The organism is Oceanobacillus sp. AG (assembly GCF_009746545.1).
Classification (GTDB): Bacteria; Bacillota; Bacilli; order Bacillales; family Amphibacillaceae; genus Oceanobacillus; species Oceanobacillus indicireducens.
Genome location: NZ_WOWT01000015.1, coordinates 34,169 through 55,571, shown reverse-complemented (window position 1 = coordinate 55,571; position 21,403 = coordinate 34,169). Strand labels below are relative to the sequence as shown.

At 39.6% G+C, this 21,403-nt stretch carries 22 protein-coding genes; 5 read left to right on the top strand and 17 right to left on the bottom strand.

What is annotated here, in order from left to right; all coding sequences use genetic code 11:
• Window positions 1-59: 59 nt before the first annotated feature.
• The 6 genes from GN217_RS09650 to GN217_RS09625 all read right to left on the bottom strand — a co-directional run bounded on the left by GN217_RS09650 (window position 60) and on the right by GN217_RS09625 (window position 6,209).
• Window positions 60-359, bottom strand: a complete 300-nt coding sequence (locus tag GN217_RS09650) for a hypothetical protein (RefSeq protein ID WP_156856516.1) — start codon at window positions 357-359, stop codon at window positions 60-62.
• A gap of 2 nt (window positions 360-361) precedes the next feature.
• Window positions 362-733: an acyl-CoA thioesterase gene (locus GN217_RS09645; RefSeq protein WP_156856515.1), complete on the bottom strand. Its 372-nt coding sequence runs from the start codon at window positions 731-733 to the stop codon at window positions 362-364.
• A gap of 305 nt (window positions 734-1,038) precedes the next feature.
• On the bottom strand, window positions 1,039-1,269 hold the full coding sequence (gene tlp / locus GN217_RS09640; protein WP_156856483.1) for a small acid-soluble spore protein Tlp: 231 nt from the start codon (window positions 1,267-1,269) through the stop codon (window positions 1,039-1,041).
• A 61-nt stretch (window positions 1,270-1,330) separates the two neighbouring features.
• Window positions 1,331-1,912 (bottom strand): TlpA family protein disulfide reductase, encoded by a 582-nt coding sequence (locus tag GN217_RS09635; protein WP_232334391.1) that lies wholly within the window; start codon window positions 1,910-1,912, stop codon window positions 1,331-1,333.
• A gap of 147 nt (window positions 1,913-2,059) precedes the next feature.
• Window positions 2,060-4,765 (bottom strand): aconitate hydratase AcnA, encoded by a 2,706-nt coding sequence (acnA, locus tag GN217_RS09630; RefSeq protein ID WP_156856481.1) that lies wholly within the window; start codon window positions 4,763-4,765, stop codon window positions 2,060-2,062.
• 355 nt (window positions 4,766-5,120) lie between these two features.
• Entirely contained in the window at window positions 5,121-6,209 is a 1,089-nt protein-coding gene (locus GN217_RS09625; protein ID WP_156856480.1) for an ATP-binding protein, read from the bottom strand.
• 291 nt (window positions 6,210-6,500) lie between these two features.
• On the opposite strand from GN217_RS09625, the gene GN217_RS09620 reads away from it, so the two are divergent.
• On the top strand, window positions 6,501-6,962 hold the full coding sequence (locus GN217_RS09620; RefSeq protein WP_156856479.1) for a DUF2621 family protein: 462 nt from the start codon (window positions 6,501-6,503) through the stop codon (window positions 6,960-6,962).
• Between the two features lie 19 nt (window positions 6,963-6,981).
• On the opposite strand, the gene GN217_RS09615 is transcribed toward GN217_RS09620, so the two are convergent.
• The 6 genes from GN217_RS09615 to GN217_RS09590 all read right to left on the bottom strand — a co-directional run bounded on the left by GN217_RS09615 (window position 6,982) and on the right by GN217_RS09590 (window position 11,168).
• Entirely contained in the window at window positions 6,982-7,464 is a 483-nt protein-coding gene (locus tag GN217_RS09615; RefSeq protein WP_156856478.1) for a CcdC family protein, read from the bottom strand.
• A gap of 55 nt (window positions 7,465-7,519) precedes the next feature.
• Window positions 7,520-8,224 (bottom strand): cytochrome c biogenesis CcdA family protein, encoded by a 705-nt coding sequence (locus tag GN217_RS09610; protein WP_156856477.1) that lies wholly within the window; start codon window positions 8,222-8,224, stop codon window positions 7,520-7,522.
• 163 nt (window positions 8,225-8,387) lie between these two features.
• Window positions 8,388-8,987 carry a DNA-3-methyladenine glycosylase gene (locus tag GN217_RS09605; protein WP_156856476.1) on the bottom strand — a complete coding sequence of 200 codons (600 nt, stop codon included), beginning with the start codon at window positions 8,985-8,987 and terminating at the stop codon, window positions 8,388-8,390.
• Window positions 8,988-9,107: 120 nt separating this feature from the next.
• Window positions 9,108-9,329 (bottom strand): YneF family protein, encoded by a 222-nt coding sequence (locus GN217_RS09600; protein ID WP_156856475.1) that lies wholly within the window; start codon window positions 9,327-9,329, stop codon window positions 9,108-9,110.
• 373 nt (window positions 9,330-9,702) lie between these two features.
• Window positions 9,703-10,260, bottom strand: a complete 558-nt coding sequence (locus GN217_RS09595) for a hypothetical protein (RefSeq protein WP_156856474.1) — start codon at window positions 10,258-10,260, stop codon at window positions 9,703-9,705.
• Between the two features lie 596 nt (window positions 10,261-10,856).
• Window positions 10,857-11,168, bottom strand: coding sequence for a YolD-like family protein (locus tag GN217_RS09590; RefSeq protein ID WP_156856473.1), 312 nt, complete (start codon window positions 11,166-11,168; stop codon window positions 10,857-10,859).
• A 437-nt stretch (window positions 11,169-11,605) separates the two neighbouring features.
• Between GN217_RS09590 and fabF the strand changes: the two genes are divergently transcribed.
• From fabF to GN217_RS09575, 3 genes are read left to right on the top strand one after another with little or no spacing between them, the layout of a single operon-like run.
• Entirely contained in the window at window positions 11,606-12,838 is a 1,233-nt protein-coding gene (fabF, locus tag GN217_RS09585) for a beta-ketoacyl-ACP synthase II (RefSeq protein ID WP_156856472.1), read from the top strand.
• Between the two features lie 29 nt (window positions 12,839-12,867).
• A complete protein-coding gene (locus GN217_RS09580) occupies window positions 12,868-14,589 on the top strand; it encodes a class I adenylate-forming enzyme family protein (RefSeq protein WP_156856471.1) in 1,722 nt (573 codons plus the stop codon).
• 39 nt (window positions 14,590-14,628) lie between these two features.
• Window positions 14,629-15,102, top strand: a complete 474-nt coding sequence (locus GN217_RS09575) for an acyl-CoA thioesterase (RefSeq protein ID WP_156856470.1) — start codon at window positions 14,629-14,631, stop codon at window positions 15,100-15,102.
• Window positions 15,103-15,267: 165 nt separating this feature from the next.
• On the opposite strand, the gene sirA is transcribed toward GN217_RS09575, so the two are convergent.
• The 4 genes from sirA to GN217_RS09555 form a co-directional block, all read right to left on the bottom strand.
• Window positions 15,268-15,717, bottom strand: a complete 450-nt coding sequence (gene sirA / locus GN217_RS09570) for a sporulation inhibitor of replication protein SirA (protein WP_156856469.1) — start codon at window positions 15,715-15,717, stop codon at window positions 15,268-15,270.
• Window positions 15,718-15,873: 156 nt separating this feature from the next.
• Complete coding sequence (gene tkt, locus GN217_RS09565) at window positions 15,874-17,874, bottom strand: transketolase (RefSeq protein WP_370459759.1); 2,001 nt, start codon at window positions 17,872-17,874, stop codon at window positions 15,874-15,876.
• A gap of 101 nt (window positions 17,875-17,975) precedes the next feature.
• Window positions 17,976-18,209: a DUF896 domain-containing protein gene (locus tag GN217_RS09560; protein WP_156856467.1), complete on the bottom strand. Its 234-nt coding sequence runs from the start codon at window positions 18,207-18,209 to the stop codon at window positions 17,976-17,978.
• Window positions 18,210-18,379: 170 nt separating this feature from the next.
• Window positions 18,380-19,045 (bottom strand): YneB family resolvase-like protein, encoded by a 666-nt coding sequence (locus GN217_RS09555; RefSeq protein WP_156856466.1) that lies wholly within the window; start codon window positions 19,043-19,045, stop codon window positions 18,380-18,382.
• Window positions 19,046-19,336: 291 nt separating this feature from the next.
• Here GN217_RS09555 and lexA point away from each other — a divergent pair, with 291 nt between their 5' ends.
• On the top strand, window positions 19,337-19,960 hold the full coding sequence (gene lexA, locus GN217_RS09550; RefSeq protein ID WP_156856465.1) for a transcriptional repressor LexA: 624 nt from the start codon (window positions 19,337-19,339) through the stop codon (window positions 19,958-19,960).
• A 53-nt stretch (window positions 19,961-20,013) separates the two neighbouring features.
• Here the strand turns inward: lexA and glnA are convergent, their stop codons facing one another.
• Window positions 20,014-21,351, bottom strand: a complete 1,338-nt coding sequence (gene glnA / locus GN217_RS09545; protein WP_156856464.1) for a type I glutamate--ammonia ligase — start codon at window positions 21,349-21,351, stop codon at window positions 20,014-20,016.
• Between the last annotated feature and the right edge of the window lie 52 nt (window positions 21,352-21,403).

Below are 21,403 nucleotides of genomic sequence, written 5' to 3'. Positions count from 1 at the left end.
GAACAGGAGGATAACCCAATATGTGAAGGGTGGAATTCCCCACTAAATGAAGTTTCACTTTATATATTAAACCGTTTAATCTGTTCCCAAACCGCTTCTTTAAAAAGAATTTTCCGTTGATACTCTCCAAATAAATCATAATGGGGGTACTTGTCTTTATAATCAATCCAATGGTCTTCAAGTCCATGGCTTCTTCCCCAGGTTTTTAATTTTTCAATATCGCCGCAGCCCACTTTCGTTACCGTATCACATTCCGGAAAACGTTCATCAATCCAGTAATGTGTAAGGAACGCGATTTGCCCATTGCGAACTTGTAACTTCCAATGCTGCAGCTCTTCACGATTAATTCCAAAAGCCATCATTATTCTCCTTCAACTTCTCTGCTATAAATTTCGTGCCATTCTGGGAATTTCCTCCTTAGCGATAAAGGGCGAAATGTTTCTTTATTAACTATAACGTGTCTCGTCAAGCCCTTTACAGCTACCTCACCGTCTTCCCCAATCACTTCATATCCATATGCAGATCGAATCCCATCATATTCGGCTAACCATGTAACAATATGTACAGCTTCTCCGTAACGGACCGGTTTGATAAAAGAAAGCTCTGCATCAATAACTGGTGAGACGACACCGTGCTTTTCCATTTCCGGATAAGATAGTCCTAACGCTTCAATTAATTTCGTTCTGCCAATTTCAAACCAGATTAAATAGTTGGCATGATAAACGACGCCCATCTGATCCGTTTCTTGATAACGTACTTCTATTGTGTTCTTACCTTCTTCAAAACAAATACCTCCGTTATTTAGCTGGTTCTTCGCTAATATGTATATGATTATCGTATCACGTTTCCGGCTGTCTGCAAAAAAACAAGACCCCAAATTTGGATGGTTGAGGTCTTGTTTTCCTTACAAAACTATAAAATAATAAATTTTCTACGGCAGCAAATCCGCCCTGCGCCTAGCAAAGTCCAGTAGCCGCAGTCACAGATGTTGCAAAGACAATCGCGCATCAGGCCTGTAAGGGCGCCTTTTGTTCTTAATTATTTATTTTGATTTTGTGATTCATCTTTAATTTCTTCACGAAAACCTTCAATAGCTTCTTTACGACGTTTGTTTTTAGCTAAAATTTGCTCTTTTCCTATTTCGTCGGAGAATTCCATTGTTTCCTCGGCTTCTTCCATATTCTCCAACGTATCCTGGATCATATGCTGCATTTTTTCCACGTTATCACTTCGGTCGTCCGGTTTGGGCTTGTTTTTATCTGGTGACATACAACTTCTCCTTTCAACTGTAGTAGTTGTATGTTTTGCAGAAGCAAGCGAAAATATGCAATTAATTTAAGGTATCAAGCATTTCTTCCATAAACTCATAATCCATTGGCCCTACATGACGTGGTTCCTGGATAACGCCATCTGAGTTGATAAAATAGGTCGTTGGCAATGTAAGTACGCCATACTCCTTACCAACTGATCCCTCACGGTCTAAGGGGCTCGGAAATGTATAGCCAAACTCATCAAGGAAGTCAATTACTTTCTCATCTTTTTCATTAAAGTTAACAGCGATTATTTTAATATCATCCTGATGGGCGTCGTAAAATTTCTGTATTTCAGGCATTTCTTCCCGGCATGGCGGACACCAGGTTGCCCAGAAATTGAGGATTACTTTCTCTCCTTTTAATTCAGAAAGGCTAACTACTTCGCCGTCCAAAGTTTCCAGTGAAAAATCAGGTGCAGCTTCTCCTGGTTGAATACCAACGCTTTCAACAGGTGCAATCATCCCGCCTGAAACCGATGTATCACCTGTCACATCATATAAATTCGGCCCCGCTTCTTCTTTTTTATCGGCGGCTATATTTCCAATCATAATTCCAACTAAAATAACAAGAAAACTAATTCCAAAAATTACTTTTTTCACAACATCTCCCCCGATATTCATAACCTTATATTAATAGTAATTTGAACAAGGTGAGAAGTAAAGATATCCGGCTCATTGTTCAGTAATTAGTCAAAAAAGCCGCTGAGCAAACGCTTAGCGGCTTCCTTTTATTTTCATTTAATAATTTTAAGCTAATTTTTCACGTAGAACCATTTGCAGAATTCCGCCGTGACGGTAGTAGTCGATTTCTACTGGGCTGTCAAAACGGGCAATTGCTGTGAACTCGGTAATTTTACCGTCTTCTGCTACTGCAGTGACTTTTACCGGGCTGTTTGGCTGAACATTTTCATCAATATCGACGTGGAACGTTTCTTTTCCTGTTAAGCCAAGCTTCTCAGCACTTTCGCCTTTTGCAAATTGAAGTGGTAATACTCCCATCATAACTAGGTTAGAACGGTGGATACGTTCATAGCTTTCCACGATAACTGTCTTAATGCCTAAAAGGTTCGTACCTTTAGCGGCCCAGTCACGGGAAGACCCCATTCCATAGTCTTTACCACCGATAACAACTAATCCAGTGTCGTCTTCTTTATATTTCATTGCTGCATCGTAAATTGGCATTACTTCTCCAGTTGGCCAGTATGTTGTGTAGCCGCCTTCAGTACCTGGAGCCAATTTGTTACGGATACGGATATTTGCAAATGTACCACGCATCATGATCTCATGGTTACCACGACGGGAACCGTAAGAGTTGAAATTTCTAGGTGATACACCTTTTTCCTGTAGGAACTTTCCAGCAGGCATATCTTTTGCAATGGCTCCTGCAGGTGAAATATGGTCTGTTGTAACCGAATCACCAAAGTAACCAATTGCACGTAAGTTACTTAGTTTCTGAACAGTACCTGCCTCTTTCGCTAATCCTTCAAAGAATGGCGGGTTTTGAATGTAAGTAGAGTCCTCATCCCACTCGAATAATGGTTCGTCTGTTGTATCAATTGCGTTCCATTTTTCGTTGGAGTCAAAAACGCTCTCATATTCTTTACGGAAGATTTCCGGTGTAACAACTTTCGCGACTTCTTCTTTAATTTCTTGTGCTGTCGGCCAGATATCATTCATGTAAACTGGATTTCCATCTCGATCTGTTCCAAGTGGATCTTCTTGCAGATTAATATCCACAGTACCTGCTAGCGCATATGCCACAACAAGTGGTGGTGATGCTAAATAGTTCGCTTTAACTAGCGGGTGGATTCTTCCTTCAAAGTTCCGGTTACCGGATAATACGGAAGAAGCGATTAAATCGGAATCAACAATTGCTTTTTCGATTTCTTCTAATAAAGGTCCAGAGTTACCGATACATGTTGTACAACCGTAACCAACAAGGTTAAAGCCAAGTACATCCAAGAACTTTTGTAATCCAGCATCTTCTAGATAACGGGTTACAACTTTAGAACCTGGAGCTAAAGATGTTTTGACATGTTCAGGTACTTTCAGCCCTTTTTCTACTGCATTTTTCGCAACTAAACCTGCACCTAACATAACATACGGGTTAGATGTGTTTGTACAAGATGTAATTGCAGCGATTGCAAGGGATCCTGTCTTCATAACAGATTCATTACCGTTTTTATGAGTAACCTTTACTTCTTTATCGAATTCGGATTTATCTTTTCCAAATCCTTGGTTGCCTTCAGGAGCTGTAATCGCCTTCCTGAATTCTTTTTGCATATTAGATAAAGAAATCAAATCTTGCGGACGCTTAGGACCAGATAAATTCGGCTCTAGTTCAGACAAATCGATGATGACAACGTCTGTATATTCTGGATCGCCATCTTCCGGGTCGTACCATAGACAGTTTTCTTTACTATATTTCTCAACAAGGTCAATTAGTTCTTGACTGCGCCCTGTCAAGTGTAAGTAGCTTAATGTCTCTTCGTCTACAGGGAAGAAACCACAAGTTGCACCATACTCAGGCGCCATGTTAGAAATTGTTGCGCGGTCAGCTAGCGGCATGTCTTTCAGGCCCGGACCGAAGTATTCTACAAACTTACCTACTACGTTTTTCTCACGCAGCACTTGAGTAACTTTCAGTGCAAGGTCTGTTGCAGTAGTTCCGTTCGGGAAACTTCCAACAAATTTAACACCGATTACTTCTGGTGCTGGGAAATAAGATGGTTGACCGAGCATTCCAGCCTCAGCCTCAATACCACCAACACCCCAACCGAGTACGCCAAGCCCGTTAATCATTGTTGTATGGGAGTCTGTTCCCACGAGAGTATCTGGGAACGCCTCGTACTCTTTCTCTTCATTTTCAAGGGCGTGCACAACATTTGCAATGTATTCCAGGTTAACTTGGTGAACAATACCAGTTGCTGGAGGAACTGCACGATAGTTGTCAAATGCTTTTTGGGCCCAGTTCAAGAATTCATAGCGTTCAGCGTTTCTTTCAAATTCAATGTCCATGTTCGCTTGCAGGGCATTTGGCGTACCGTATTGATCCACTTGGACGGAGTGGTCAATAACTAAATCAACTGGTACTTCAGGATTAATCTTGTCTGGTTCGCCACCCATATCCACCATAGCTTTTCTTAAGGAAGCAAGGTCAACTACTGCCGGAACACCGGTAAAGTCTTGCAAGATAACACGAGAAGGTTTAAATGGCACATCTACACCCTTCGCGTCTTTCTTCCCCCATTTCGCAAGCGCCTCAACATGTTCGTCTTTAATTTGATGGTCGTCATGTTGACGGAGTACGGACTCTAAAAGAACACGTACAGAGAATGGCAGACGTTTAATATCGCCCAGCCCTTGTTCTTCTAGAGTTTTCAAATCATAGTAATTGTAGGTCTTGTCGTTTAATTCAAATTGCTTTCTCGCTTTAAAAGCATTCTTTGACATTCAATACTACCCCTTTCTTAGTTGCTACCAATCTTTGTTTTTAACAAACTGGTACATTATCATCCCATCACTCATTAAAAAAGAAAGAATAATAAACCTTTACCTATATACTATCGGATTGTAAGCGATAAAACAAATCATTCGCCAATTAACCTATATATTAAATAATTATGTTAGTTGATAAGTTTTACTTATATACAAATGACAGAATTTCCTTTACGGTAAGTTTCGCGATTCGTTTCACGGGCGCCTTGTGCTGCGTCCCCCGTCCTACCGAAGAACGTTTGTACTCGTATATCCAATAGTCGTAGTCACCATTAAAAAGAATGGACGGTCTACATTAGATTGTCCATTCTTAATGGTTCACCTTCGGGAAGATTAGTTGGAAAGTACTGCCCTTTGTCTTATTTTTGAAAAATTTGAGGGATCCGTTGTGTTGTTCCATTATTTCCCTTGTGATATTTAATCCTAAACCAGTACCATTTTCTTTTGTTGTAAAAAAAGCTACCCCTAACTGATCCATTGATTCCTGAGGAATTCCAATACCTTCGTCTTCTACATTAATAATAATATGCTCATCCGTTGTATCGACATAAATACTAATATCCCCAGGTTCATCCATCGCCTCAATTCCATTCTTCACTAAATTGATCAGTACTTGTTTAATCTGGGATGGATCACAATAAATAACCCCGGAGATTGCTTCATCATATTTAATTGTGACGTTTTTAAACTTTGCCTGGGATTGCAGCAATACGACTACATCATTGATAAGATGATGGAGGTGCTCATTTTTCTTTTTGTTTGAAGAAGGCTTCGACATAAACAGAAGTTCAGATGTTATGGATTCAATTTTTTCAATTTCATCTTCCATAATTCTATAATATTCATCCTTATGGTTTACTCCTGCTTTAAGTAACTGTAGAAATCCCTTTATGGATGTTAATGGATTCCTGATCTCATGAGCAATGCTCGCGGCGAGTTGACCTACGACTGACATTCTTTCCGCTTGGACAATCATTTCTTTTGCTTCTTTATAGGCCCTCAAATCTTTCAGCAAACCAGCCACATATTTCCTTTTCGTTGATTTATCTTGAATCCGAGCTAAGCACACTTCCACATAGACAGCTTGTTTATTTTTATGAAGAAGTTCAACATGCATGCCTTCTTCTTTTTCCATGTCTAAGTACTGCTCGACTCTCTTTGGTTCGAGTGGTTGAATTCGCTCATACCATGGGTTTCCGATAAGCTCTTCCTGCCTATAACCCAGTAAGTTTTTCACGGACTGACTAACAAAACAGATTCGATCTTTATCATCCCAGACAATAAATGCATCATTTAAGTGATTCCCCATCCACTCCAGTATGTTTATTGGCAATTTGGGAAAATTGGAAAATAATAGCTGCTGCTCGAATTCTAATGAATAAATCTCTCCTATCTTCATTCAATTGTCCCCTTTCTTTTTAATGAAACAATAAAACCCTTCCCCCTAAATTAAAACATAATATATTTATATGTAATATTATCTATATGATTCGCTATCATTTTTATTCTGATAGATTGAAATGTGATGAATCTATCGACTGTTATACTTGTTACTTGAACAGTTTCTTCTTATAATGATGTTAAGTATATTTCTATCTTACTATAAAATATTCTAAAAATAAATTATTCAATTGTTTATAATCCCATTATTAATAATTTTGTCATAAAGTAAAGAAATAGGTGAATATTATTGAGTATTATTCTTGTATTATGGGGTTTTCTCCTAATTTCGCTTATGGGAATTGGCGGGTTCTTCATGTTCCGTAAGTTCCTGAAAAGCTTGCCTAAGGAAGACGGGAAATCTGTTCTGGACTGGCAAGAGCATTATGTCGATTTGACTAAAGAGATGTGGAGGGATGAGGAGAAAGCTTTACTAGACGAACTCGTCTCCCCTGTTCCCGAGCTATTCCGTGATGTCGCCCGCCAAACGATTGCAAGTAAAATTGGTGAAGTCGCCTTAAAGAAAAAGGAAGAAGTGATTACGCAAGATACATTAATTGAAGGTTATATCATTGCTACACCAAAACGTGACCATAAATTCTTGCGTAAAAAACTTAAGGAGAAAGGAATCCCAGTGGAACCGTATGAACATTTATTCCAACTCTCCAAAAATGACTATCGCACAAACTGGCAAGAGAGCTATAAGAAATAAGACAAAAAGCACCTCGCTTCTATGCAAGGTGCTTTTGCTCTGCTATTGACTTTCTAAGTTGCAGGTACTGATATAACATAGCAATCCGCCATGTAAGGATCATGCCGAATGCGAGCATGAAGAAGATTCCGCCGGTCTCTCCAAGTGAAATGTATCCACTGATTAATACCTTCAATGCTAAGCGGACGACGAGAAGTCCAAATAATATAAACGGAAACGCTTTTGACGGATTGAGGTAAATTTCGCCATCGTGAATCTTAAACTTCGAATACTTAATTAGAATAATAGAGAACACCATTCCAAGTGCAAAGGATTCGATAACTTGGAACCAGCTAATCTGGAATATGGGAAAGATATACATGAGAGCGCCAGTACTCATAAATAGCGGCGGTAGGATAATCTTCTTCACGGATGCAGGCTTCTTCCCCATTTTCAAACGAACAAAAATCATGATGACAGCCATCATTGTGGCTCCAATCGTACTTGCAATACCCCAAAACATGTTTTTATCACTCTCTCAAAAATTCTTACTCCCCATTATATCATCAATAGTTGCATTAAAAACCGTAAAAACCAAACCAGTTGGCAAGCAGTGCCGTCACATCGGTCATCCAATCAAAGAACAGGGCAACTCCGAAGAAGACCATCACATAGCCACCGATTTTAACAATTTTCATGCTGTGTTTCCTGATCCAATTCATCCTTCCGATAAAGAATGCCATAACGAGGAATGGAATCGCAAATCCTAAAATATAAGCGATCATCATAATCATTCCGAGCTCTGGATTGGATGCTGCAAGGGAGAACACAACCATTAAGATCGGTCCCGTACAAGGTGTCCAGCCGAGGGAAAACGCAATCCCGATTAATAGTGTACCGATGTATCCGGTTGGACGGCTTTTAAATTGAATCTGTCTGTTTTTCATTAGAAATTTAAAGTTTAAAACACCGACAATAACCAACCCAAAGAAAATAATTAAGATTGCACCGACTTGTCTAATGATATCTTGATAAGTCAATAAAAATGCTGAAATTGCGGAGGTAGAGAAACCAATCGCAATAAAAATACTCGAAAAACCGATCAGGAAGAAAATCGTATGGAGTAATGCTTGTCGGTTCATTTTTTTATTATCATCTTTAATTTCATTAATGCTCATACCTGTAATATAGGATAAAAATACAGGATATACAGGTAGGACACAGGGTGAAACAAAAGAAAGAAACCCAGCACCAAAGGCTAGAAATATATTGATTTCTGACATATAATCTCCCCTATATTTTTGTTATGTTCCCCTATTTTACCAGAAACGTCTTGGGAGTAGCGGCCTTGTTTTTGACAAAAAGACAACACTTACATCGTATTCCAACTCCTAGTATATAAGAATTGAGAGACCTTGTCGTTTGATTCGCACTTCAAACATCCGCTTATCTTGAAACAAATGAGTTACCAGCAACCCAAAAACGGTAGGGAAAGTCACGAGCTTCTCCTGTATTCGGTATTCCTATACGCGGTCCTGTCAGAATGTCATCAACCGTGATACCTTCAGCGATATATAACGGTTGTTTGTATATTCGCTCGCCATACGCTTGCATCGTTATTCCGAGCGCTTTCGTCAGCTTTCCAGGCCCGCTTGTCAAATTCTGCATTTTATTGACCGGACGTTTTTGCTTCATCAAGTCTATTCCAGTGTATGGTTCTACAGCGCGGATTAGGACTGCTTCCGGCTCACCGACTTCTCCACTCACGATATTAAGTAGACAATGCGTATGCATTCGGTAGGTATAAATTAGCCCCGCCTGATGATACATAATCTCCGTTCGCTTCGTTCGCCTGTATCCATAACTATGTGCAGCCCGGTCTACAGCACCGAGATAAGCCTCTGTTTCCACAATCACTCCGGAACTTATTCCTTCCTCTGTTTCATGGACAAGGATTTTACCGAGTAGTTCTTTTGCAAGCGTGAGCGTTGGCCGCCTGTAGAAACTTTCAGGTAGTATTTGAAAACTATTTTCGTCGTTTATCATTTGGCATTTCCTTTCTGTAAACTATTCTATATTAATAGTATAGATAAAAACATAAAAACCACTCTTTTCTGTTTAAAGTTAACAGAAAAAGTGGTTTTGAATTCGTGTGATGATGTTTTATTACTTATCTACCTGGTTATTCATTGCGCGCATCATTTGATTAATTTTCTTTTGTGATGGCTTTTGACCCATTTGCATCATTAATGTACGAAGCATTTGCTCATTAATTGGCGGATTCTTTTTCAAGTAGTTCATCATATATTTTCTTGCAATAAAAAACCCAAGAGCAACACCTGCTATTAAAGCTGCAATAGCAATTAATACTACCCAAATTGTGCTCATGTCTGCCTTCCTCCTTCGTTACTCTCTTCAACAAGTATATATAATTATGGGTAAGAATACAATCGATTTTGTAAACAATGGAATCAATCTATTGAAACCCTACCACAACAACATTAAATAGAATAATACAAGAAAAATAAAAACGCAAGATAGTTAAGTCGGTGAAACCTGTCCAGTGATCGAATTTAACTGCTTCATTTTCACTAAGTCAAGATATTGCTCTTGCCCATCTTTCCATTTCAATTAGTCTCGGTTCTACGTGTGTATGGTACTTACTTTTTCTACACCTTTGCTTTTACTCATGTCACATCACCTGCCTCCGTAATTTTAAGCATAGAAAAAGACACCCAATGAAGAGTGCCTGTAAAATTAATTATTTTATGTCAATACTCACTACTGAATCATTTAGTGCTTCAAAATTTTCATCCAAGATCATTAATTTAAACTCAAGATTTTCGTTCAGTTCTGGCAGTTCCTCATCAAGCGCCATAATTGAAAGTTCCGCATTTGATTTTTTTCCTCCAGCTACAGTTTCGCTAAAGAATACCATGTCATCAACCATAAGACCATCAAGTGACACTTCATGTGCCTGAACTTCTATAGTTTCATCAAGTTTATTTTCTATAGTTAATTTAACCTTATACTCATCGCCAAAGGTTTCATCTCTAATTGTCTCGATGCCTTGTAAGGAAACCATTGCATCATCATTATCCAGTAGTACCTCATCATAGGTGCTTGACTCAACTTCTTCAGATTCTTCAGCTGCTTCACTTTCTTCTGAATCAGAACTTCCTTCAACTTCTTCTTGCTCGGATTGTTTTTCTCCTTCTGAATCAACTTCCCCGATTTCCTTTTCCTCCGACTCGCTACCACACGCCGCTAAAGTTAAAGCGACAATCAATGACAAAAATAAAATTAAGACCTTCTTCATCACTATTCCCCCTAAAAAAGTAATGTTATAGGCATATTATCTTATATTTTGTAAACTATTTCAAGACTATTTTACTGAATAGATTGTTGCTTATTTTAAAAGTTAAATCCTCTATCTTCCCTTTGATGAAATGGACCATGGTAATTGATTTTTTTACAATCGATTTTGTAAACAATGGAATCAATCTATTGAAACCCTAACACAACAACATTAAATAGAATAACAAGAAAAATAAAAAATAGAAAAGCAAGATAATGCAAGTTAATGAGCCAATTTGAGACTACTTTTGGGGCTAGATTGGGACCGATATTTTGTGGGTAGACTTTAAAAATATGGGACAAATAAAAAACATGAGGCTGAGACATAACTTCTTAGTATGGTTATAAATCCGAACAAATGATAAGAAAGAGCATCAACAACCGCTCCGGGAATATACTACGCTTTCCGCAGGCGGCTGGTGAGCCTCCTCGGGCTGCCGCCCTGCGGGGTCTCACCGATGCCTTTCCTCCTGCTGGAGTCTCCGTATATTCCCAGAGCTAGTTAGCAGTTTTGTTCGGATTTAATTCATATTAGAATAGTTATGTCCCAGCCTCTTGTCAATCAATCCAAACGCCTACAATTGCATCCAACGGCAATTCCATACCCTCTAATCTTAAATAATTATTGAGCGGATCAACAGCCAATAACTTATCTCTAACTTTGTGATAATCATGATTTTTGAAATACTCCACTTCAACAGTTAATTCATTATGTAATGCTAGTTGTAGCTTTAAATTAATTTCCATTACGAGCTGTTCATCTAAGATCGGTTTCTCATTCCATTCATCACGAGCCCACATTTCTTTTAATAAATTTGCGTGCTCCGGTAGCATGATTGATGTCCATTTGATATTTCCTCTATCCTTCATTACACTATCTCCTTCCCAGGCCAAACGAAAAGATATTCAAGTTTCGACGTTCGGTCCTTTTTGCAGTTGTAACGGTAAACCAAGATGTGACTGTCATTCCTACAGACACGTATATATTGCTCGGTAGCTTTACCACTGTAATCATCCAAATAAAAAAGATAATAATCTTTTATTTGGATGATTAAGCTCTAAAATAACCCTTTTTTGCTAGCCTTCAATCAGAACTATTGTTCTCATTCCGATTTAATTGTATGCGAACTTTCATTCCATTTCAAGTGGGAATTAAAACCATTGATTCGCATCCTCTTTTAATTTTTTCAATTGTATGACCAGCTTGGATACTCTGGGGATTTGGACTATACCAATTCAAAAAACATGCCTGAAAGTAAAATACATTGTACAATAAGTATACTTGCGCTTTAAAGGAGGTTATCATCATGAAACGGCGGGTAGTCATTACTGGTACAGGTGTGATTTCTCCACTTGGTAATGACACAGACACACTTTGGAAAAATATAAAACAAGGTCAATCAGGGATTAAACGATTGGATTCTGAAAAATTCCGAGATATCAAGACAAAAATCGCCGGCTATATCGAGGATTTTCAAAGTGAAACATATCTTGAACCAAAAGAAGCACGACGTTATGATTTATTCACTCAATATGCGTATGCGGCCGCTACCCAGGCGCTTGAAGAATCCGGAATAAACTTGAAAAAGTTAAACAAAGACCGGGCAGGCGTTTATATTGGTTCGGGTGCCGGCGGGCTGACAACCTTGCTTGATAATTATAAAACCATGCTTGAAAAAGGATCTAATCGGGTCTCTCCCTTTATGCTGCCTGGCTCCATTTCTAATATGGCGAACGGCTTAACCGCTATAAAAACAGGTTTTCGTGGACCGAGTTTCTCCTCCGCTTCTGCGTGTGCAACGAGCAATCATGCGATTGGAGAAGCTTATCATAACATTGCTCATGGCTATTCCGATGTCATGCTTGCAGGCGGTGCTGAGGCGACCATCCATCCGTTTTACTTTGCAGGTTTTTCAAAAATGCGTGCGATGTCCACAAAAAATGATGCGCCGGAACAAGCCTCTCAGCCATTTAACAGCAATCGGGACGGCTTTGTCATGTCTGAAGGCGCCGGTGTACTGCTGCTTGAAGAATATGAACACGCAAAGCAGCGTGGCGCTAATATTCTCGGTGAAATTATCGGTTATGGGAGCACGACCGATGCCTATCATATTACCGATCCCGCACCCCACGGGGCACAGAAGGCAATGCAGCTAGCCATTGAGCGGGCAGGTATTTTACCGGAAGACGTCGATTACATCAATGCTCACGGAACGAGCACGCCAATTGGTGATGTATCCGAAACAACTGCTATTAAAGAAGTTTTTGGAGAACATGCTTATAGGTTGAAAGTTAGTTCTACCAAGTCAATGACGGGCCACTTGTTCGGAGCGGCGGGTGGCGTAGAAAGTATTATTACAGTAAAAAGTATGAACGAAAATATTTTTCCGCCAACGATGAATTTACATCAACCTGATTCAGAGTGTGATTTAGATTATGTACCGAACAAAGCCGTCAAGGGACATATTGAAATTGCTTTATCGAATGGATTTGGTTTTGGCGGACATAATGCCGTCCTTGTTTTTAAAAAAATGAAATAAATACATCATTGATTGAGAGGAGATTGTCATTGTCTAAGGCTTTATTAGCAAGTGTTGAAGAAAGAAGAAACAAATTAGAAAATCGTTTTCCCGTCTGGCCCCGTGATACGTTAGCCAGACATTTTGAAAAAGCGACAGAAGCTTATGCTGAGAAACCTTTTCTATATATTAACGGTGAAGAGCATCGTTACGGTGATATTTGGGAACGAGCAATCAAGTATGCGAAAGGCTTTATGCAGCTTGGTGTCAAACGCCGCGATCATATCGCTATTTTAATGGATAATGATGCATCCTTCCCCTCCCTCATGATTGCTGCATCGATGGTCGGAGCGGTATTTATTCCAATAAATTCAATGCTGACCAAAGGGGAAGTTGAATATATTTTGACCCAATCAGACGCCAAATACTTAGTTTTACAGGAAAAAGTCAAAGATAAACTGCATGGAAAAGCTGTTAAAGAGCTCATGTCAACACCAACGTTTCAAGAAAACAGCGTCCTTGAGAAAGTCATTAGTTTTGAAAAAGTGGGTGCAGAACCTATTGATGAACAGTTCCTGTCCCGGGAAGACTTTTTAAACGGAGCAAAGAAGATTTCCGATTCAGAGCTAGACGCACGCTGGGAGCTGTCCCGCTACCCAGATGAAGTAGCAATTATTATGTATACATCAGGTTCTACCGGCAGTCCTAAAGGGGTTATGTTAACGGATGATATGCTGCTCAGATGCTCGTATGGTACGGTCTTAAGTCGGGCGATAGAGGAAGGAAGAGTGACATTTGCACCGCTCCCGTTTTATCATTGTTTTGCGATTATTGAAGCGATTGGTGCCATGTCTTTTGTCGGAGGTTCAGTCGTTTCCGCACTAGGGGCTTCCCCGCTTAAATCCCTAGAGTTGATGGAGAAGTACCAAGCAAATGATTATCTCTGCGTCCCTTCCACGTTGATGCCAGTTTTAAATCATCCGAGGGTCGGGGAATTCGATTTATCGAATTTGTTCGCCATGTGGTGTGGAGCGGCCGCGGCACCCGTATCAGTTTGGCAAAAAGCGCTTGACGTTCTTGGTGTCACTGAAATGATCACAGGTTATGGACAAACTGAAGTGGTTTCATCCGGCGTAACTACAGAAATAGGCGATCCTTTAGAACGCATCTCCACCCGAGTCGGTCGTCCTAAACTGAATGGCGCGAGCGGTTTACCTGAGTTTAATGGGAGCAGTGTTCAATATAAAACGATTGACCGCGACACAGGTGAGGACTTACCAGACGGCGAAATCGGTGAGCTTGCTGTTAGAGGTGCTACCGTTACGCATGGTTATTATAAAAAGCCTGAAGAAACAGCTAAAGTCATTGATAAGGATGGTTGGCTCAGAACAGGCGATGTCGGCAGAATTGATGAAAATGGCTATATCCAAATGCTCGGCAGAAGTAAGGAAATGTTTAAAGTGTCCGGAGAACTTGTCTCACCAAGAGAGGTAGAGATTGCGATTTCTTATCATCCAGCCGTCGAAGCAGTACAGGTCGTCGGTGTCAGTGATAAAATCACAACTGAAATCGGAGCGGCCTTCATTGAATTAAAAGAAGGTGAAACCTTAAAACGAAAAGACGTCACCGATTGGTGTGCCGAGCGCTTAGCCAAATTTAAAGTTCCACGTCATGTTTGGTTTATAGAATCCTCAGACTGGCCAATGACGAGTACCGGTAAAGTGCAAAAGTTCCGTTTGCAAGACATCGCTGAAGAGCGAATCAAAAGATAAAGTGGAAAATCAATCAAAAAAAGAAAGGAGATTTTTATATTGACAGCAAAGTGGCATCAAACAAATTATCGTGTACCCTATAAAGACACAGACCGAATGGGCGTTGTCCATCACGGCAACTATATCAACTGGTTTGAAATGGCTCGGACCGAATGTATGCGCCACTACGGTGTGGCCTACAGTCATGTGGAAGAAAGGGGCTTCTTACTCCCGGTTCTTGGGGTCGAATGCGATTATAAACAATCGGCGACATTCGATGACTGTATTGCGATTTACACAAAAATCACTGACTATTCACCTATCAAACTCACATTTGCTTATGAGGCCCGGAAAATATCAGAAGAGAATTTCACCACAACACATAATCAAATCGTTATTGAACCTACAGGTGAACTCATTACTTCAGGTATCACAAAACATATGTGGGTTAATCAAGACTTCAAGCCAACGCGGCTCGAGCGATCTGCGCCTGATTTATACCGTGTTCTCGAGAAGTTTGGAGAGAAAGAGTAAGTACACGTGCAGTTGTTCGTTGAAAACCATTGAAAACTCTAATCTTACGTGAAAATTTACCGTCTGAAATCCATTTTAATTTATCGATTTCAGACGGCTTTTATACTAAAGAGGTTCATCTGGTTATAAACATCTATTCAACCTTGCAATAGATAAAAAATATAATTATGGGTAGGAAAAAAATATTTGATTATTGATCAATTTGTTATTTTTAACTGATAACCAGCCATAGTCATTCAAACGATTGTTTATGACAAAATAAAATCCTGGTGAATTACGAAGGATTGGAAAGAAGAATTCCTCTGCTTCTTGAATGGATGAACAAGTTAGTTCAATATGATGACCATCCTCATAGATCGTCAAACTTTTTCCTTCCCAAAAAATCTGTATGTATTTATCCTTCTTTTCTATGTTTACGTCATCGGTTAAGCTGCGCAGGTAAGCTGCCACAAGTGATAATTGGAGTGGTTCAATGACATAATTATATTGTAACTGCAAATAGGTAAGCCTTGGGCATTCTTTAAACTCTTTGAAAAAACGGAAAAGAACACTTGTCTTATAGAAATAATGTACGGCTATCTCGGATTTAACAGAAAAAATAGAATACGTATACATGGAAAGCACTCCTTTTTCATTCCATTATACGTATTCCGCGATACGATTACTGTCATATTCTGTTATAAATTCCCACTAGTTTTGTCGATTAAAAAATTGGCCTCTAAAACATTCGCGTTTTAGAGGCCTGCTCTTCTTTTGAAAATCTAGCTAATCTTAGTTATTAACAAGTTTTTCAGTTAGTTGTACGACATTTTCAACAGTGAATCCAAACTCTGCTACAACTTTATCTCCTGGGGCTGATGCACCAAAGCGATCGATCGCAAGAATGTCACCTTCTGTACCTATGTAGCGGTCCCACCCGAAGGATGCACCCATTTCGATACCTAGACGCTTCGTAACATTCTTAGGCAGTACACTATTCTTATATGCTTCGTCTTGTTTGTTAAAGCGATCCCATGATGGCATGCTTACTACGGAGACGTCAATTCCTTTTTCTTTCAGCGCTTTTTGTGCTTCTACAGCGAGTTGTACTTCAGAACCAGTTGCTAGCAGTAAAGCATCCGCTGTTTCTTTCTCAGCTGGACTTACAATGTATGCACCCTTCTTCACGCCTTCATAAGCTTTCTGGACTGTACCAGGAAGGGTCGGTAGGTTCTGTCTAGTAAGAACAAGTGCTGTCGGCTCATCTTTAGATTCTAACGCAAGTCTCCATGCTGCAGCAGTTTCATTCGCATCTGCTGGACGGATTAAGGAAAGGCCAGGCATTGCACGTAATGCAGCAAGATGTTCAACCGGTTCGTGAGTCGGACCATCTTCCCCTACCGCAATCGAGTCATGCGTAAACACATATGTTACCGGTGTCTTCATGATCGAAGCTAGACGAATGGATGGGCGTAAGTAGTCACTGAACACAAAGAACGTTCCGCCATAAACTTTCAAACCGCCATGAAGTGCCATACCGTTTAAGGCAGCACCCATTGCGTGTTCACGAACACCAAACCAGATGTTGCGCCCTGCATAATCTGCTTTTGTGAAGTCACCTTCATCGTTCATCATTGTTTTGTTCGAACCTGCCAAGTCTGCACTACCACCGAAGAAAGTAGGTACTGCTTTAGCGATTGCGTTTAACACTTCACCAGAGGATGCACGAGTTGCAAGAGAGCTTCCTTCTTCAAATACAGGAATCGCTTCTTCCCAATTAACTGGAAGTTCACCTTTGATAGCTTGTTCCAATTGTTCTGCTTCTTCCGGATATTTTTCTTTGTAAGTAGCGAATTGGTCATTCCAAGCATCTTCTGCTTTCTTGCCATTATCTTGAATTTTCTCTTTGAAATCAGCGTACACTTCTTCTGGTACGTTGAATTCTTCGTGAGCCCATTTGTAATATTCTTTTGTAAGTGTTACTTCATCTTTACCTAATGGCGCTCCGTGGGAAGCTGCTGAGTTTGATTTGTTTGGTGAGCCGTATCCGATAATTGTTTTTACTTCGATTAATGTTGGTTGATCAGTGTTTGCTTGCGCTTCCTTAATGGCTGCACGGAGAGCATCTACATCATTACCATCTTCCACACGAATTACTTGCCAACCGTATGCTTTGAAACGACTTTCTGTATCCTCTGAGAAGGAACGATCAAGTTCACCATCTAGAGAAATATCATTCGAATCATATAGAGCAATTAGCTTACCTAAGCCAAGGTGGCCCGCTAAGGAAGCTGCTTCATGGGAAATACCTTCCATCAAGTCACCGTCACTCACCAGTGCATATGTGTAATGATCGATGATGGATGCATCTTCTTTATTAAATCTTGCCGCAAGATGTGCTTCTGCCATTGCCATTCCAACAGACATTGCAATACCTTGTCCAAGTGGTCCAGTAGTTGCTTCTACACCGTCTGTATCGAGAACCTCCGGATGTCCAGGTGTCCGGGAATTCCATTGACGGAAGTTTTTAAGATCATCAATTGTAACATCATAGCCTGAAAGATGTAATAGGCTGTATAACAGCATAGAACCGTGTCCTGCAGATAAAACAAAACGGTCACGATTAAACCATTTTGAGTTTTTTGGGTTATGATTCATAAAATCAGTCCATAGCGTGTAGGCCATAGGTGCAGCACCCATCGGTAGACCCGGGTGGCCAGAATTGGCTTTCTCAATCGCATCAATTGAAAGTGTGCGGATCGTATTGATCGATAGTTGTTCAATATTAGACATAATTATCTCCTTTCAAAGTTCCACAATAATATGTATCTATTTTCTATTCTATAATGAATGTGCAAACTTCACAAGCGAATTAAGTCGAATGCCCAAACAAATTAGTGCTTTTCATTTCTTTTTTGCATATCTTTCACCTTTAGTGGAGTGACGTCATTACCTGCTGGATCAATAACTTTAAGGGTTTTCAGTTGGTTTGTAAATGAACCGCGGATGTTTTGTAAATATTCTTCGCGGAGTTGTTTTTGCTCGGATTTTTCCTCATCGGTTAGGGAGGATTTTTTTGCTTTTTTTGCTAGCTCGTTAATCCGCGCAAGTTTTTCTTTTGATAACATATATGTACCTCCTCTTACAGTTTCCATGAAGGATTAATGCAGGTTGTATCTAACATGTAATAATACCCTACTTTGTACAATAATAACCGTAATTATTTGTAGTATTATTATTGTTTTTCACATTTATTTATAAAGCATAAAACAAAAAAAGACAAGCAATACAACTTGTCTCATTTAAGGTTTTCATTTTGCAGGTCGCTATTTTGTTCATACTCTTGATAACGACGGTGGACGGTTGCTTTTGAAATATTATACCCCAAGCCATTTAATGTGCTTGTGATTTCCCCGAAAGTAAGTTTTTTATCGCGAAGACGTACAATTTCCTCAAGCGGCACTTCCAATCTTTCTCTCCCCGGTGCTTTTCCGATATTTTTTAAATTATTTCTCGGATTATATCCATCTTTTACTGCCCGTTGCATTCCACGTTTAATTTTCAAATTATGAATTTTCCTTTGGTATTCCTCGACAATACCGACAATCTGTAAAACCATAGAATCTGATTCTGATAATTCCAGCTCTCCATCATGAATCGCTGTGTATATAGAAATATTTAACTTTTGTAATTGATGAAACAGGGCTATTTTCGTATTCCCTCTACCTAGTCTCGTTTCATCTTGAATTAATAGGCATTCCGCTTCCTCATTTGAAAAATGTTCAAGCATTTCAAAGATACCGTCCCTATTAATCTCATAACCACTCACCTGCTCTTCAATACATGTAACGACATCCAATCCTTGTCGGGTCGCTAGTTCATACAATTCTTCTTTTTGCCTAGCGAGTGATGATTCCTGTTCTTTTTTATCTGTGCTTACTCTACAATAGATGACTGCTTTCACGATTCGATTTCTCCTTCTTGGGTGATTAAGCATTGGCAATGAGAGAGAAATATAAGAATACCAAAGTTAAGATGAAACCGACAGTAAAGAATATATCTTCTTTTGAATACTTCGCAAATAATCTATTGAACATAGTTAAATCCCTCCACTTTTTTAGAACTTTTGTTCTAGAACGTATTATCGCACGAACAAGTGGTCCTGTCAACAGTTTTTTTCGAACGAACGTTTGCATAATCTTTCTTACGATGGTAAACTAGTAATAATAAATCCTATGTAAGAGGTGATAAATAGATGACAAAAGTTTCTAAAAGACAACAGATGATTTTAGATTTTATAAAAAAAGAAGTTCATGCAAAAGGTTATCCACCATCCGTTCGAGAAATCGCTGTGGCTGTCGGACTTGCATCGAGTTCAACCGTTCATGGACACTTGGAAAGATTAGAAGCAAAAGGGTTTATCCGTCGTGACCCGACTAAGCCAAGGGCCATTGAAATATTAGATCAAGACGGTGAAGGGAATATTCCGAAAAATACAGCTCGTTATGCTCCAGTAATCGGTAAGGTTACTGCTGGAATACCCATTACCGCTGTTGAAAATATCGAGGAGTATGTCCCTGTGCCGAGTTCACATGCGAGCCCGGATGATAATTTATTTGTCCTTGTCATTGAAGGTGAAAGTATGATTGAAGCTGGTATTCTTGAAGGTGACATGGTCATTGTAAAACAGCAGAACACGGCTAATAATGGAGATATCGTTGTAGCGATGACAGATGATGACGAGGCAACGGTGAAGCGTTTCTTTAAAGAAGAAAAAATGATTCGCTTGCAACCAGAAAACGCTACAATGGAACCATTATTTTATGAAAAGGTTAGTATTTTAGGTAAAGTAATCGGATTATACAGAGATATTCATTAAAAAACATCTGATCTTCGCATTCGGTGCAAAGATCAGATGTTTTGTTTACAAGATTAATAGGATGTTAAATATTGTTCGCGCTCCCAAGGATGAACTGTATTATTAAACATTTGCCACTCATATTCTTTTGCTTCCACATAATTTTGATAGAGATGTTTTCCTAGTGCCTGAATAATGACAGGGTCTTTTTCCATCTCATCAAGCGCTTCTTTCAATGTGGCTGGTAAATCTTTCACTCCATTTTCTATTCTTTCTTTTTTCGTCATTGCATAAATGTTCTGGTCAACTGCTTGTGGTGGTTGTAATTTATGTTCGATCCCGTCTAGGCCTGAAGCAAGCAAGACAGAAAGTGCCAAATATGGATTTGATGCCGGATCCACACTTCTTACTTCAACACGTGTACTCACACCTCTTGAACTTGGTATCCGTAATAACGGACTCCGGTTCGAACTGGACCAAGCTACATAACAAGGTGCTTGGTAACCTGGTACGAGCCGTTTATATGAGTTTACAATTGGGTTTGTCACTGCAGTGAAGTTAGTTGCATGTTCCAGAAGCCCAGCGATAAATTGGCTAGCTATATCCGTCAATTGGCGTTCACTTGCTTCATCAAAAAACATATTTTCACCGTCTTTAAACAGGGACATGTTGACATGCATCCCTGATCCGTCTACACCAAATAGTGGTTTCGGCATAAATGTCGCGTGCAGATTATGTCTTCTTGCGACCGTTTTAACGACAAGCTTAAACGTTTGGATATCGTCCGCGTGACGAACAGCATCCGAGTATTCAAAGTCAATTTCATGTTGTCCTGGTGCACCCTCATGGTGTGATGCTTCAATTTTAAAGCCCATTTCTTCCAGTTCCAGAACAATATCCCGCCTGCAGTTTTCCCCAAGATCTGTTGGGGCAAGATCGAAATAACCACCATGGTCATTCAATTCAAGAATTGGTTCACCTTTTTCATTCAGCTTGAATAAAAAGAATTCCGGTTCGGTACCGATATTAAATGTATCAAATCCGAGCTCTTCCATCCGTTTCAAATTTCTTTTTAAAATATAACGGGGACATCCCGAAAACGGTGTTCCATCCGCATTGTAAATATCACAGATGAAACGGGCTACTTTTCCTTTATCAGATGTCCAAGGAAATACAACAAAGGAATCTAAGTCCGGATATAAATACATGTCTGATTCCTCAATACGCACGAACCCTTCGATTGAAGAACCATCAAACATCATCTTATTGTTTAACGCTTTATCCAATTGACTGAGTGGTATCTCCACATTTTTAATTGTTCCAAGAATATCGGTAAATTGCAGTCTAATAAAGCGGACATTTTCCTCTTTAATCTTTTCTTTGATCGTTTCCTTTGTAATTTCGGTTCCCAACTAAATCTCCTCCAACTATTAGTTTGGATGTTAATCTCCACCCAAATATTAC

Bases quoted from the DNA above. Each gene is read 5' to 3' on its own strand.
- GN217_RS09650 (WP_156856516.1), bottom strand. From the start codon at position 359: ATGGCTTTTGGAATTAATCGTGAAGAGCTGCAGCATTGGAAGTTACAA.
- GN217_RS09645 (WP_156856515.1), bottom strand. From the start codon at position 733: ATGGGCGTCGTTTATCATGCCAACTATTTAATCTGGTTTGAAATTGGC.
- tlp (WP_156856483.1), bottom strand. From the start codon at position 1,269: ATGTCACCAGATAAAAACAAGCCCAAACCGGACGACCGAAGTGATAAC.
- acnA (WP_156856481.1), bottom strand. From the start codon at position 4,765: ATGTCAAAGAATGCTTTTAAAGCGAGAAAGCAATTTGAATTAAACGAC.
- GN217_RS09625 (WP_156856480.1), bottom strand. From the start codon at position 6,209: ATGAAGATAGGAGAGATTTATTCATTAGAATTCGAGCAGCAGCTATTA.
- GN217_RS09615 (WP_156856478.1), bottom strand. From the start codon at position 7,464: ATGTTTTGGGGTATTGCAAGTACGATTGGAGCCACAATGATGGCTGTC.
- GN217_RS09610 (WP_156856477.1), bottom strand. From the start codon at position 8,224: ATGTCAGAAATCAATATATTTCTAGCCTTTGGTGCTGGGTTTCTTTCT.
- GN217_RS09605 (WP_156856476.1), bottom strand. From the start codon at position 8,987: ATGATAAACGACGAAAATAGTTTTCAAATACTACCTGAAAGTTTCTAC.
- GN217_RS09600 (WP_156856475.1), bottom strand. From the start codon at position 9,329: ATGAGCACAATTTGGGTAGTATTAATTGCTATTGCAGCTTTAATAGCA.
- GN217_RS09595 (WP_156856474.1), bottom strand. From the start codon at position 10,260: ATGAAGAAGGTCTTAATTTTATTTTTGTCATTGATTGTCGCTTTAACT.
- GN217_RS09590 (WP_156856473.1), bottom strand. From the start codon at position 11,168: ATGAAGGATAGAGGAAATATCAAATGGACATCAATCATGCTACCGGAG.
- fabF (WP_156856472.1), top strand. From the start codon at position 11,606: ATGAAACGGCGGGTAGTCATTACTGGTACAGGTGTGATTTCTCCACTT.
- sirA (WP_156856469.1), bottom strand. From the start codon at position 15,717: ATGTATACGTATTCTATTTTTTCTGTTAAATCCGAGATAGCCGTACAT.
- tkt (WP_370459759.1), bottom strand. From the start codon at position 17,874: ATGTCTAATATTGAACAACTATCGATCAATACGATCCGCACACTTTCA.
- GN217_RS09560 (WP_156856467.1), bottom strand. From the start codon at position 18,209: ATGTTATCAAAAGAAAAACTTGCGCGGATTAACGAGCTAGCAAAAAAA.
- lexA (WP_156856465.1), top strand. From the start codon at position 19,337: ATGACAAAAGTTTCTAAAAGACAACAGATGATTTTAGATTTTATAAAA.